This is a genomic window from Arenimonas sp. (assembly GCF_019459675.1).
GTDB lineage: Bacteria > Pseudomonadota > Gammaproteobacteria > Xanthomonadales > Xanthomonadaceae > Arenimonas.
On sequence record NZ_JAIBFH010000362.1, the window covers coordinates 1 to 13,424 of the forward strand.

General features: G+C 67.8%; 13 protein-coding genes. 9 read left to right on the forward strand and 4 right to left on the reverse strand.

Annotated elements, in window-relative coordinates:
- A partial coding sequence (locus K0M70_RS12020) for a PAS domain S-box protein (protein ID WP_290782248.1) occupies positions 1-3,098 on the reverse strand: 3,098 nt, incomplete at its 3' end.
- 81 nt (positions 3,099-3,179) lie between these two features.
- Here K0M70_RS12020 and msrP point away from each other — a divergent pair.
- Complete coding sequence (msrP, locus tag K0M70_RS12025) at positions 3,180-4,145, forward strand: protein-methionine-sulfoxide reductase catalytic subunit MsrP (protein ID WP_290782250.1); 966 nt, start codon at positions 3,180-3,182, stop codon at positions 4,143-4,145.
- Between the two features lie 53 nt (positions 4,146-4,198).
- Complete coding sequence (locus K0M70_RS12030) at positions 4,199-4,768, forward strand: protein-methionine-sulfoxide reductase heme-binding subunit MsrQ (RefSeq protein WP_290782273.1); 570 nt, start codon at positions 4,199-4,201, stop codon at positions 4,766-4,768.
- Here K0M70_RS12030 and K0M70_RS12035 read toward each other — a convergent pair.
- A complete protein-coding gene (locus K0M70_RS12035) occupies positions 4,744-5,613 on the reverse strand; it encodes an FHA domain-containing protein (protein WP_290782252.1) in 870 nt (289 codons plus the stop codon). The two genes, K0M70_RS12030 and K0M70_RS12035, sit on opposite strands and share 25 nt — an antisense overlap.
- 98 nt (positions 5,614-5,711) lie before the next feature.
- On the opposite strand from K0M70_RS12035, the gene K0M70_RS12040 reads away from it, so the two are divergent.
- Complete coding sequence (locus tag K0M70_RS12040) at positions 5,712-5,987, forward strand: polyhydroxyalkanoic acid system family protein (protein ID WP_290782254.1); 276 nt, start codon at positions 5,712-5,714, stop codon at positions 5,985-5,987.
- Here K0M70_RS12040 and K0M70_RS12045 read toward each other — a convergent pair.
- Entirely contained in the window at positions 5,932-6,690 is a 759-nt protein-coding gene (locus K0M70_RS12045) for a hypothetical protein (RefSeq protein WP_290782257.1), read from the reverse strand. The two genes, K0M70_RS12040 and K0M70_RS12045, sit on opposite strands and share 56 nt — an antisense overlap.
- Before the next feature lie 112 nt (positions 6,691-6,802).
- Here K0M70_RS12045 and K0M70_RS12050 point away from each other — a divergent pair, with 112 nt between their 5' ends.
- The 3 genes from K0M70_RS12050 (at position 6,803) to K0M70_RS12060 (ending at position 9,974) form a co-directional block, all read left to right on the forward strand.
- Positions 6,803-8,065, forward strand: coding sequence for a patatin-like phospholipase family protein (locus tag K0M70_RS12050; RefSeq protein ID WP_290782258.1), 1,263 nt, complete (start codon positions 6,803-6,805; stop codon positions 8,063-8,065).
- A 103-nt stretch (positions 8,066-8,168) separates the two neighbouring features.
- Complete coding sequence (locus K0M70_RS12055) at positions 8,169-8,798, forward strand: phasin family protein (RefSeq protein WP_290782261.1); 630 nt, start codon at positions 8,169-8,171, stop codon at positions 8,796-8,798.
- Positions 8,799-8,984: 186 nt separating this feature from the next.
- The gene (locus tag K0M70_RS12060; RefSeq protein ID WP_290782264.1) at positions 8,985-9,974 is read left to right on the forward strand and encodes a restriction endonuclease; all 990 of its coding nucleotides are present in this window, start codon (positions 8,985-8,987) and stop codon (positions 9,972-9,974) included.
- Positions 9,975-10,072: 98 nt separating this feature from the next.
- Here K0M70_RS12060 and K0M70_RS12065 read toward each other — a convergent pair whose 3' ends face one another.
- Positions 10,073-12,061, reverse strand: coding sequence for an SDR family oxidoreductase (locus K0M70_RS12065; RefSeq protein WP_290782266.1), 1,989 nt, complete (start codon positions 12,059-12,061; stop codon positions 10,073-10,075).
- 148 nt (positions 12,062-12,209) lie between these two features.
- Between K0M70_RS12065 and K0M70_RS12070 the strand changes: the two genes are divergently transcribed.
- The 3 genes from K0M70_RS12070 to ykgO all read left to right on the forward strand — a co-directional run bounded on the left by K0M70_RS12070 (position 12,210) and on the right by ykgO (position 13,336).
- Positions 12,210-12,467, forward strand: a complete 258-nt coding sequence (locus K0M70_RS12070) for an acyl-CoA-binding protein (RefSeq protein ID WP_290782268.1) — start codon at positions 12,210-12,212, stop codon at positions 12,465-12,467.
- A 9-nt stretch (positions 12,468-12,476) separates the two neighbouring features.
- A complete protein-coding gene (locus tag K0M70_RS12075; protein WP_290782271.1) occupies positions 12,477-13,103 on the forward strand; it encodes a TetR/AcrR family transcriptional regulator in 627 nt (208 codons plus the stop codon).
- Between the two features lie 107 nt (positions 13,104-13,210).
- A complete protein-coding gene (gene ykgO / locus K0M70_RS12080) occupies positions 13,211-13,336 on the forward strand; it encodes a type B 50S ribosomal protein L36 (RefSeq protein WP_005913193.1) in 126 nt (41 codons plus the stop codon).
- Positions 13,337-13,424 lie beyond the last annotated feature (88 nt).

Below are 13,424 nucleotides of genomic sequence, written 5' to 3' on the forward strand. Positions count from 1 at the left end.
CCCAGCGCCTTGAGCATCGCCTGCTGGCCGCGGGTTTCGCTGCCCTCGGCGGTCAGCGCAAGTCCCATTTCGTCGGCGTAGGCGGTGATGGTGCGCACGATGGCGCGATGGCGCGGGTTGGACTCGATGTCCCGGATGAAGACCTGGTCGATCTTGAGCGCATCGAAGGGCGATGCGGCGAACGACTCCAGCGACGAATAGCCGGTGCCGAAGTCGTCCACCACCAGCCCCACGCCCAGCGCCTTGAGCGACAGCAGGCGCTGCTCGGCCTGGCCGCGTCCGGCGCGGAACGCGGTTTCGGTGACCTCCAGGCGCAGGCTGGCCGGCGGCAGGCCGTGCGTCTGCAGCAGGCTGAAGACTTCCTCGACGATCTCGGGGGAAAGCATCTGCCGTTCGTCCACATTGACGTTCATCGTCAGCCCCCGGTGTTCGGGGTAGCCGGCGCGCCAGTGCGCCAACTGGCGGCAGGCCTCGCGCAGGGCCCAGGCGTCCATCTCGACGATCAGCCCGGTTTCCTCGGCCACGGCCAGGAAATCGGCGGGCGGCAGCAGCCCCCGCAAGGGATGCCGCCAGCGCACCAGCGCCTCGGCTCCCACCAGTTGGCCGGTCGCCAGTTCGATGATCGGCTGGTAGTGCAGGCGGAACTCCGAGCGCTCCACGGCCAGGCGGAAGTCCGTTTCCAGCTGCAGGCGGCTCAGCGCCTGCTGGTGCATGGCCTCGTCGAAGATCACGTAGCCCGACTTGCCCGCCGCCTTGGCGCGGTACATCGCGGTATCGGCGTCGCGTAGCACCTGGTCGGGCGATTCGTAATCGGTGCTGCCGATCACGATGCCGACGCTGGCCGCGGAGAACACCTGCTGGCCAGCGATCTCGAAGGGCCGCTCGAACAGCTTCAGCACCTTGCGGGCGATGTCCACGGCCCGGTCGTGGTCGCAGTCGCCGTCGGGCAGCAGGGTGAATTCGTCGCCGCCATAGCGGGCAATCAGCACGTGCTCGAGCAGGCTGTCTTCGAGGCGGCGGGCGATTTCCACCAGCAGGCGATCGCCGGCCCCATGGCCCAGGCTGTCGTTCACCCACTTGAACCCATCCAGGTCCAGGAACAGCACGGCATACGGACGGCGGCGACGGTCCCGATCGTCCGAGCACTTCAGCATGGCGTCGGCCAGGCGCTGGTTGAACAGCATCCGGTTCGGCAGACCGGTCAGCGGGTCATGGGTGGCGTGGTGACGCAGGCGCTCTTCCGCCTCGCGCTGGCGGGTGATGTCGAGCACCGTGCCGGTCAAATGCTCCACGCCGTCCAGCATCACCGGCCCGATGCTCACCCGGACGTGCACCCGCCTGCCCTGCGCGTGCAGCAGACAGGTTTCGAAGTCGGGCGCCACGGGCAGCCCGGCCAACCGGTCGCGGTCGCGGCCCTCGGAAATCAGCACCGAGCCCGGCGTCATGATGTCCTTGAAGCTGACCCCCGCCAGGCCGGTGTCTTCCCGCCCCAGCATGGCCGCGAAGGCATGGTTGGCGTAGGTGTACTGGTCCCCCTGCATGATGAACACACCCACCTGGCTGTGCTCCACCAGCGTGCGGTACTTGCTCTCCGAGCGCAGCAGCGCCTGCTGCATCTCATGGCGCTGGTCGATGTCGAGCACCGACCCGGTGAAGTGCAGCGGTTCGCCGCGCTCGTCGCGGATCAACAGTACGCTGGCGCTGACCCACTTCAGTCGACCCTCGCGCGTGACCACCTGGGTCTCGATATGGTTGAACGAGCCGTCTTTGAGCGCCAGCTCGACCAGCTGCACTCGCTCGGCGGGATTGGCATAGACCTGGTCCATCCGGGTCACCGCTGACTTGAACTCGTCGGCGCTTTCATAACCCAGGATGCCGGCCAGCATCCGGTTGGCTTCCATCAGCCGGCCGTCCAGCGAGGAGCGGAACAGGCCGGCCGGCGAATTCTCGAACAATTCCCGGTAGCGCTGTTCGGCGTCGGCCACCTCGTTCTGGCGGCGGCGGTCTTCGGTGACGTCACGCAACGTGCCGGTGGACGCAATGTCGCCCTGGTACTCCACGGCGTCGGCGCGCACTTCGCACAGGATGCGTGAGCCATCCTTGCGGCGCAGGTGGACTTCATAGACCTGGGTGTCGCGTGAGCCGGACTCACGCTGTTCGCGCCTGACGGCCTGCGCACCCAGGTCGCTTTCGTCCACCAGCGCCATGTACTGCATGCCGGCGACTTCGCCGTAGCCATAGCCCAGGATGCGGGCCATGGCCTGGTTGGCAAAGATGACCACGCCCCGCTGGATCAGGAACACGCCGTCGCGGCTGTTCTCCACCAGCACCTGGTAAAGCGCCTTGGACTCGCCCAGGGCCTGCTCGGCCTCCACCTGGGCGGTGATGTCCACCAGGGATCCTTCGAACACCAGCGCCTGCCCGTGGGCGTCGAGGATGGCGCGTGCGTTCTCGCTGATCCAGATGACGCGGCCGTCGCGGCGGTACACCCTGGCGCGCTTTCGCTCGAGACGCCCGCCGGTGTTCAGGATCGAATGCGCGCGGGCAACGTAGTCCGGGTCCACGTAAAGATCAGCGGCGGATTTTCCCAGCTGCACCAGCAGCTGCCGCGGCGAGTCGTAGCCCAGGATGCGGGCCATTGCCGGATTCACATCGAGGAACCCGCCGCTGGGCAGGCAGCGGTAAATACCCTCCGACGCCGCCAGGTAAAGCGAACGGTAGTGCACGTCCGCCACTGGCGCCTCCACCACGTCCTGCCCCTCGGGCAGCAGGTTGACGAGGCAAAAGAGCAGCGATTGGCCATCCTCCACCGCCAGCTCGACGCTGATGTTGCCCGACAGCACTCGTCCGCCGGCGCAGGCCAGGCGCAGCGGCATCTGCACCACGCGTTGGTCGGAACGAAGCAGGCTCCAGATGCGGGTGCGGAATTCCGGATCGGGCCACAGGTCCACTTCGACAGGAAGGCGGCCGATCACCTCTTCGCGACGGTAGCCGGTGCTACGCTCGAACGCGCGGTTGACACCCAAGAACACGCCGTCGCTGGCGCTGAGCACCGCAACGACGCTTTCCGACGCTTCGAACGCGTCAACCAGGCGCATCCTTCTCCCCGGTGGCCCCCTCTGTTGGACGAGTATAGCCATCCCGACCGGCCCCGAAGGGGCGAAAACTGGAACCCGCCCGTGAACGAACGCCAGCCCGACGACATCCCCTCATCGCAGATCACACCGGAGCACGTTTACCGGAGCCGGCGGCAGCTGATGGGACTGGGCCTGGCCAGTCCACTGCTGGCGCTGGCGGGCTGCGCCGGGCCCGAGGACCCGCCGGCCGTTGCCGTCGCCCGGAAACCCGACTCCACGGATGGCTTCCTGGCGGGCGACGAGCTGACCACGCTGCAGGACGCCACCAGCTACAACAATTTCTACGAGTTCGGCACCGACAAAGGCGACCCGGCTCGCAACGCCGCCAGCCTCAAGCCGTCGCCATGGTCGGTGGTGGTGGGCGGCGAGGCCGAAGTGACCGGCACGTTCGCAATTGACGACTTCCTCAAGCCCCACGCCGAGCAGGACCGGATCTACCGGCTGCGCTGCGTGGAGGGCTGGTCGATGGTGATCCCTTGGCAGGGCGTGCCGCTGGGTGAAGTGCTGCGGCGCTTCAGGCCCAATTCGCGCGCGAAGTACGTCGCCTTCACTACCCTCGCCGACCCCGACCAGATGCCGGGCATCCGCGTCCCGGCGCTTGAATGGCCCTATCGCGAGGGCCTGCGGCTGGACGAGGCCATGAATCCACTGAGCCTGCTGGCCACCGGCATGTACGGCAAGCCGCTGCCCAACCAGAACGGAGCGCCGCTGCGGCTGGTGGTGCCGTGGAAGTACGGCTTCAAGAGCATCAAGTCGATCGTGCGCATCGACTTCACCGAACAGATGCCGGTGACCAGCTGGAACCAGTCACAGCCCGGGGAATATGGCTTCTATTCCAACGTGAACCCCGACGTGGACCATCCGCGCTGGAGCCAGCGCAGCGAACGTCGCATCGCCGGCACGGCAAGCAAGCTGTTCGCCGACCGCATCCCCACCCTGCCCTTCAACGGCTACGCCGCCCAGGTGGCGTCGATGTACCAAGGCATGGACCTGCGCCGGTGGTTCTGAGCCGGCCGTCGCCGCAGTGGCGATGGGTTGGCATCAAGGCGCTGGCCCACGCACTGGCGCTGCTGCCGCTGGCCCTGCTGGTCCAGGCAGCGTTCGGCGGCACGCTGGGCGCCGACCCGGTGGCGGCCATCACCCACCAGACCGGTGAATGGGCGCTGCGACTGGTGCTGCTGGGCCTGGCGATGACGCCGCTGAGGCGGCTGCTGGGCCAACCGTGGCCCATCCGCTTCCGGCGACTGGTGGGCCTGTACGCCTTCTTCTACGCCAGCCTGCACCTTGCCACCTACGTGGTGCTGGACCTGGGCCAGTACTGGCAGCAGCTTCTGGACGACATCGTGAAGCGGCCCTACATCACCGTGGGCTTCGCCGCCTGGCTGTTGCTGGTGCCCCTGGCGCTGACGTCCACCCGGGGCTGGATGCGGCGGCTCGGCAGGCGCTGGGGGCAGCTTCACAAGCTGGCCTACGTCGTCGGTGTGCTGGGCGTGCTGCACTACCTGTGGCTGGTGAAGTCGGACCTGCGCGAACCGCTGGTTTATGCCGCCGTGCTGGCGCTGCTGCTGGGGCTTCGGCTGTGGTGGCGGTTTCGCAAGCCGCCTGCTCAGGCACCCATGCGCGGCGCATAGATCAGCAGTGCGGTCATCGCCGCGGCCAGCACGGTGGCCGCCGCGATCAGCCACCACAGCGCCACCGGGTCGCGCTTGGGCTCAGACGCCACCGGCTCTTCCCGGGCGGGCGCCGGGTCGTTGCCCAGCGGCACGCGCACGGCGTTCATGGTCTGCGTGTGGGTGGTGACGACGGGCTTCTGCCCGCCCATCTGGCCGCGCAGCGGCAGTCCCGGGGCCTCCAGAACGAATCGGTGCTGGTCGATGGCGATCTGGTCGCCCGGTGCCAGCACGGCATCCCGTACCGGGAATCCGTTGACCTGGCTGCTGTCGCTGCCCATGGCACGCAGCACTACCCGGTCGCCGTGCAGTTCGACCACGGCGTGGCGCTCGGCCACCGCCACGTCGTCCAGGCGGATGTCGGCCGACGCCGAGCGACCCATGAGGCGAGGCTCGGTCAGGGTGTAGGTGCGTCCGAAGTGCTGGCCAGACAGGCCGCGCAGCACCACGCGGGACGCCGGAACGCGCTGCGACTCGGTGATGGCGGCGGGGGGGGACACGGGGATGCGGCGATCGATCTCGGGCAGGTCGTCGGCGCGAACCACCAGCCGCAGCTTGTCCAGGCACACCAGGTCGCCCGCGCGCAGCTGGGCCAGGCGACGCACCGGCCGTGCGTTGAGGTGCACCCCGTGCGCACCGGCCGGCACGCGCAGCCAAAGGCCGCGCCGGTCCTGCTGGAAGCTGGCGTGGTGGGGCGCCAGCCCCTGCTCGGGCAGGCAGACCCGGCTGCCGGCGCGACTGCCCACGGTCACCTCGCCCTGCAGGGTGACGCTGGCGTGTTCGCCGTTGGGAAAAGTCAGCTGCATCCGGGTTCCTCCGCGGGGGAATCTAACACGGCCCAAACCCGGCACGCCCTTGGTGGTTACGGCGAATCAACGCAGAATAGGCCGCCGAGGAGAGCCCCATGTCCCATATTGATATCCGCCGCAAACATTCCCGACCGCTCAAGGACGCGCGCGCCGCGATCGAGCGCGTGGCCGAACACATCGCCGAAAAGTTCGACGTCGAATACGGCTGGAACGGCAACAGCATGGAGTTCTCCCGCGGCGGCGTGGACGGGCACATCGCCGTTTCCAACAAGGAAGTCCACGTCACCGCGACGCTGGGATTCCTGCTGGGCGCCATCAAGGGCCCGATCGAGCGCGAGATCCAGCGCTACCTCGACGAGGAGTTCGGCTGACGCCAGCGCCGAACGGGTCCGGGTCGCCGGCGAACAGGCGGCTGGACGCCTGGCGCTCGCGGTGACCGATGGCCTCCAGGAACTCGCCGGCGCCGCCGAGCTCGTCGAAGGCCGAGAAACCGCGCTCCAGGAACCCCTGCAGCTCCGACAGCCCGGCCGCCCGGGCCGGGAACCGCGACGCGCGCAACAGCTTGAACACGCCGTGCTTGCGCACCGAGGCGTCCAGCGTCCAGCCCACGCCCAGCACCAGTTCGATCTGGTGGCGGCGCAGCCGCGGGCAGCCCGTCAGGCGGTAGGCATCGCCGTAATCGGCCAGCGTGATCGGCGCCATCGGCTCGGGCCGGCCGGCCAGGGCGCGCGCCATGCGCAGGTCGAAGGCGTGGCTCAGCACCGCCAGTTCGATCGCGTCGGTGGCCGCAGCGATCAGCGACTCGGGCAACAGCCGCGACATGATAGGCATGATCCGCGCGACGTCGCGATCGCGGGCCGAAAAGTCCCGGTCGCCGTAAAGATCGCTCAGGAAGAACTCGGCGGCCGGACGCATGCGCGGGTTGGCCAGGAAATCCTTGAACCCATCCGCCAGGCGCTGGGTCTGCCAGGCGCGCAGCAAAGGCAAGGTGGGCAGCCGGTTGAGCGGCTGGCGCTTGGGGTCGTGCACGGCCTGCTGCCAGGCCAGGCGCTTGGCCAGCCGCTGGCGACTCATGGCGTGCCCGCCGGGACGATGCATTCGGGGTTGGTTTCGTGATGGGCCACGCTTGTCCGGGGTCGTGGGCGGGCTACAATCGCCGCGCCTTGTCAGGGAGTCGACCCATAGCATGCTAGTTCTGCAGCCCGCCCGGAAGCGCCGCAAGCCCAGCCAGGGCCGCATCGGCCTGGCCATCGCCGGCGGCGGACCCATCGGCGGCATGTACGAACTGGGCGCCCTGCGCGCGCTGGACGTGGCTATCGAGGGCCTGGACCTGACCCGGCTGGAGGTCTATGTCGGCGTCAGCTCGGGCGCTTTCCTCGCCGCCGGGCTGGCCAACCGGCTCGATACCGCCGAGATGTGCCGGATCTTCATCACCGGCGACAGCGACCAGGTGCGCTTCCGCCCCGAGGTTTTCCTGCGCCCGGCCTTCCTTGAGTACTTCAAGCGGGCCGCCAGCCTGCCGCGCCTGGCCTTCGATTGGTGGAAGGGGGTGGTGACGGACCCTTCCGGCTCCCACCTGAGCGAACTCATCAGCCGTTTCGGCGGGGCCATCCCCACCGGCCTGTTCGACAACCGCGGCATCGAGCGCTTCCTGCGCCACGTGTTCACCATCCGCGGCCGCAGCAACGACTTCCGCGAACTGGCGGCCAAGCTTTACGTGGTGGCCGTTGACCTCGACAGCGGCCATGCCGTGCGCTTCGGCGGCGAGGGCTGGGACGACGTGCCGATCTCACGCGCCGTGCAGGCCAGCTCCGCCCTGCCCGGCCTGTATTCGCCGGTGGACATCCGCGGCCACCATTTCGTCGACGGCGCACTGCGCCGGACGATGCACGCCTCGGTGGTGCTCGACCACGGCATCGACCTGATGCTGGGCATCAACCCGTTCGTGCCGTTCAACGCCAGCCTTGGCGGGCGGCCGCCCGAAGGCCTGGAAAAACTGGCGCACGGCGGCCTGCCGATGGTGCTTTCGCAAACCTTCCGCACCATCCTGCAGTCGCGCATGCAGGTGGGGCTGGCCAAGTACGCCCAGCAGTATCCCGACACCGACCAGGTGGTGTTCGAGCCCAACGAAGACGATGGCGAGATGTTCTTCACCAACGTCTTCAGCTACTCATCGCGCCAGCGGGTGTGCGAGCACGCCTTCAATTCCACCCTGGCCGACCTGCGCAGGAAGCGCGAGCAGCTGGCCCCGGTGCTGGCCAGGCACGGCCTGCGCCTGCGCGCGGAGGTGCTGGACAACCCGGACGCTTCGATCATGGACGGCCTGGGCCTGGTGCCCAAACCCACCGACACCACGGCGCGCCTGCGCGTGGCGCTGGACGACGTGGATGCGCTGCTCAAGAAGCGCCGCACCAGCCCGCGCCGCAGGTCCGCAGCGCAGCAAAAATAGGCACCGGGCAGGCGCGCGCTCTGGTGTGAAAACTCTAGACAAGCGCGGCAGATTGGCGCCACTGGGGCACGCCGCCCAACCCTCACTACCGGAGTAACGTTCCATGGCCAAGCTCAAGAAGAGCGTCCGCGCGAAGTCTGGCGCCAGCAAGCCGCGCACCTCCAAGTCCAACCCTGACCTGCAGGCGAAGGCCGAACAGATGTCGCGTTCGCTGGTTGAGTCGGCGCAGCAGATCTGGATGGCCGGCGTGGGCGCGTTCACCCGCGCGCAGGGCGAAGGCTCCAAGCTTTTCGAAGCCCTGGTGAAGGAAGGCATGACCATCGAACAGACCACCCGCAAGCTTGCCACCGGCAAGGTTGACGCCGTGCGCGATGCCGTCGAGGACCGCGTGGGCGTGGTGCGCGAACGCGCCGTCGACACCTGGGACCGCCTCGAGACTGTCTTTGAAACCCGCGTGCAGCGTGCGCTGAACCGCCTTGGCGTCCCGGCCCGCGAGGACCTCGCCGAGCTGAACGCCCGCGTCAATGAACTCAACGCCGAACTGCGCAAGCTGGGCAAGGCCGCTCCGGCCAAGACCGCCCGCAAGCCGGCCGCGGCCAAGAAGGCCAAGCCGGCCAAGAAGGCCAAGGTCGCCAAGGCCCCGGCCCGCAAGCCGGCGGCCAAGAAGGCCAAGGCCGCCCGCAAGCCGGCGCTGCCCAAGGCTCCCAAGCCGGTCGCGCCGCAGGCCGGTTGAACCCGTTTATGTCCGCCAGCCAGTAACGAAGTCCGTTCGCTCCCTCCCCTTACGGCTTCCGGCTGGCGGACATCTTTTCCAGGCAAGGCCCGGCTCCCAGAGCCGGGCCTTTTGCTTTGAGGGGCCGGGACGGCTGGCATTACGCGTTATCCTGATATCGTCTCGACCGCCCCCGGAGCCCGCTGGATGTTTGGCCTTTCCCCGCTCATTACCGCGCTGCTGGTGTCCCTGGCGGCCTTCCTAGCAAGCTCCTGGTGGTTTGGCGTGCACCGCCGCCGCAAGGCCGAGACGGCCGCCGGCATCAGCGCCCTGGCAGGCATGAAATGGCGCGAATGCGCCGGCCTGGTGCTGCAGGCGCTGGGCGAAAAGGGCTTCGTTGAAATGCCGTCCAGCCGCCAGCCCGGCGACGGCGGCACCGAGTTCCTGCTGATGAATGGCGACGAACGTTGCCTGCTGGGCTACAAGCACGGCACGGCCTACCGCCTGGGCGAGGCCAACGTGCGCGATTTCGCCAACGCGGTGCAGCTGCAGGGCGCCAGCAGCGGCATCCTGGTCACCCTGGGCACCGCCGAAGCCTTCGCCCGCGACCTGGCCCGCCGCTATGGCGTTGAACTCATCGACGGCCGGACGCTGTGGCCGCAGGTGGAGCCGTTCGCTTCCCCGACCCTGGTGGAAGGCATCCGCGACAAGGCGGCCGCCGAGATCCGGCGCGGCCAGCACATGGGCATCGTTGGCAGCCTGGTCCTGGGCGCCGCGGTGTTTGCGGTGGCTTCGCTCGGCCAACCCTCCGAGATCGAAGCGGCCCCCGCGGCAAGCACCGCCACGCCGCCGCCGGCCGAAGCCGCGCCGGCCGTTTTCCAGGACCCGGCCTCGGTAGCCGCCGGCAAAGCCATGAAGGCGCTTGAAGAAGTCGCCAAACTGACCGACGAACAGCGCGCGCAACGCCGGCGGGTCGCGGCCGCGCGCGTGGCGGACCTGCCCCAGGCCAACAACGCCATCTGGTCCACTGCCTCCACGCTGGTCATCAGCCTGGCCAGCGGCGACGGCATCGACAGCGGCATCGTCAACGACGCCTGCGCCGTCCTGCTCGAGTACGAAGAGCTGCGCTATTCCCGCCTGCAGCTCGAACCGCCGGCCGGATCAGGCGTTCCTGTCCGCTGGCGGCAGTGCCAGTAACGGCAACAAAAACCCGGACCTGAGTCCGGGGGCGTCGGCTTCCAGTCGGCTTTTCCGCGGCGCGGCCTGCTTCGCGCAGGCCGTGCCGGGCCTGCGGTTTACCAGTGCACGCCGCGCATCAGCGCCGCGAAGGCCACCTGTTCGTTGGTTGCCGATTCTTCCTTGATGGCCTTGCGGTCGCCCTTGGCGGCGGCCGAGTCCGGGAACATCTCGAAAGCCGTGTTCATGATCACTTCGTAGGCCTTGGGCACCAACGCGTTCAGCGTGGCCGCGAAGATGCCCATGCGGGTGGCGACGCGGCTCGGGCGTTCGATGATGGCCTTCACCACCAGGTCGGCGGCTTCTTCCGGCGTCAGCGTGGGCACCGAGTCGTACATCTTGGTCGGCGCGATCATCGGGGTTTTCACCAACGGCATGTTGACCGTGGTGAAGGCGATGTTCTTGCCGCTGAACTCGGCCTGGGCGCAGCGGCTGAACGCGTCCAGCGCGGCCTTGGAGGCGACGTAGGCCGAGAATCGCGGCGAACTGGCCAGCACGCCGATGGAGCTGATGTTGACGATGTGGCCGCGACGGCGCTGGGTCATGGCCGGCAGGAAGCCCATGATCAGGCGCAGGCAGCCGAAGTAGTTGAGCTGCATCGTGCGTTCGAAGTCGTGGAAGCGGTCGTAGCTGGCCTCCACCGAGCGGCGGATGGAGCGGCCGGCGTTGTTCACCAGCACGTCCACGTGCTTGTGCTCGGCCAGCACGGTCTTGACCAGTTCGTCGCAGCTGGCCAGCTCGGTCAGGTCGCAGGTGTAGGCCCAGCACTTGCCGCCGGCGGCGATGATCTCGTCGCGGGTTTCGAACAGTTCCTTCTCGCCGCGGGCGACGATGATGACCTTGGCGCCGGCTTCGGCGATCTTGATCGCCGACGCCTTGCCGATGCCCGACGAACCGCCGGTGATCAGCACGACCTTGTTCTCGACCTTGCCGCGCAGCGAACGGTCGACGAACAGGTCGGGGTCGAGGTGGCGCTCCCAGTAGTCCCAGAGGCGCCAGGCATAGCTTTCCAGCTCGGGCACGGCGATCTTGCTGCCCTTGAGCGCACGCTCCGCCACGCGGGTGTCGAAGCGGGTGGGATAGGTGATGAAGGCAAGCGTGGCCGGCGGGATCTTCAGGTCGCGCAGCACCATCGAAGTGAAGCGCTTCACCGGCGGCAGGTTCAGCACCGCGCCGCGCACCGCGCCCGGCACCACGGCAAGCATTCGGGCGTCGAGCCGCATCGTCATTTCGGGGGCGTGGGCCGCGCGGCAGAAGGTGTTCATCAGTTCGCCGAAACGCATGGGCTCGGGATCGACCAGGTGGAAACACTGGCCGTCCAGGCCCCGCTTGTGGGCGATGTGGTCCATGGCGTCGGCCACGAAGTCCACCGGCACCACGTTCAGCCGACCGCCCTCGATGCCCAGCGTGGGCACCCACTGCGGCAGCGTGGCGCGGATCTTCTTGATCAGGCCGAACAGGTAGTACGGGCCGTCGATCTTGTCGATTTCGCCGGTCTTGGAGTGGCCGATGACCATGGACGGACGGTAGATGCGGAACGGCACCTTGCACTCCTTGCGCACGATGCCCTCGGACTCGTGCTTGGTGCGCAGGTACGGGTCCTTGAGTCCCTCGGCCTCGTCGAACATGTCCTCGCGGAACACGCCCGGGTAAAGGCCTGCGGCGGCAATGGAGCTGGTGTGGTGGAAGCAGCCGGCCTTGATGGCGGCGGCAAGCTCGATGGCGTGGCGCGTGCCGTCGATGTTGGCGACCTGCTGGGACGCGGCGTCCGCGGACATGTCGTAGATGGCGGCCAGGTGGAAGAAATGCTGGACCTTGCCCGACAGCGCCTTCACCTGCGCGGCGCTCAGGCCAAGCTTGGGCTTGGACAGGTCGCCGCTGACCGGGACCAGGCGCTTGCGGTCCCAGCCCATGCTGGCGGCGATGGCCTCGAGCTTTTTCTCCGAGCCCTTGCGCACCAGCACGTGCACCGTGCCCTTGCGCTTGAGCAGGTTGCTGACCAGATACCGCCCGATAAAACCGGTTGCGCCGGTGACGAAATAGCTCATGAGCTCTCCCCTGCCCTAGGACCAGGCCGGGCCGCGATGGCCGGCCGTACCCGGCTAACTTGCCAGAGCGGCGGCGCGCTGACAAACAGTGCGTTGACCGTCCCTGGGCCGCGTGATATCACCCTCGCTCCACCCGGGGGATCGATCGATGGCCGATTTGAAAGCACAGTTCCAGAAAGCAGCCCAGGACGTGATGAGCCTGGTGGACCGACCCGACAACGACACCATGCTCAGGCTCTACGGCCTTTACAAGCAGGGTTCGGAGGGCGACGTCAGCGGTCCCAAGCCCGGTTTCTTCGATTTCGTGGGCACCGCCAAGTACGAGGCCTGGGAAAAGCTGGCCGGCACCCAGCCCGAGGACGCCATGAAGAAGTACGTGGACCTCGTGAAGAAGCTGCGCGGCTGACGCCGCCCCATGGCCCGCCAGACCCGCCAACGGATCCTCGACACGTCCCTGTCCATGTTCAACCTGCAGGGTGAGCCGAACGTCACCACCAACCACATCGCCGACGAGCTGGAAATCAGCCCGGGCAACCTCTACTACCACTTCCGCAACAAGGACGACATCATCGAGCAGCTGTTCGCGCGCTACGAAGAGCGCATGGACACGGCACTGGTGTCGCCCGAGGGCCGGCTGCGCGACCTGGAGGACATCTGGCTGCAGCTGCACCTGGTGTTCGAGTGCATCTGGGAATACCGGTTCCTGTACCGGGACCTGGTGGACATCCTCAGCCGCAACCGGCGCCTGCGCCTGCGCTTCGCCCGCATCCTCAAGCGGGCCGCCGAAGGCGCCTCGTCGGGCATGAAGGGCCTGGTGCAGGCCGGCGTCATGCGGGCCTCCGCCGCCGAAGTGGAGGCCACGGCCACCAACATCCTGGTCATTGCCACGTTCTGGATGAATTACGCCAGCGCACGCGGAGACAAGGACGAAAACGAAGCCATCCGGGGCGGCATCGTCCAGGTGATGATGCTGCTGTCGCCCCTGCTGCGGGACGCCGAACGGGTGCACCTGAACAACCTCACCCAGGCTTACCTGCCCTAGGGCTGGGGTTGCCCCCCGGCGGGCCGGACAAGGGCTTGTATTGCAAGCGGATTTTGGCTGGTCTATACTTCCGCTTCTTTATCGCCCCAATTACCCAAGGAATTGCCATGAAAGTGCTCTCGTCCCTGAAGTCGGCGAAGACCCGCCATCGCGACTGCAAGGTCGTGCGCCGCCGCGGCAAGGTCTTCGTGATCTGCAAGTCCAACCCGCGTTTCAAGGCTCGCCAGCGCTGAGCGCAGGCTGCCACGGGTTGCAGTGAAGGCGCCGGCGAAAGCCGGCGTTTTGCGTTGTAAGGCGCGGACAAGGCGAAGGCCGGCCCGG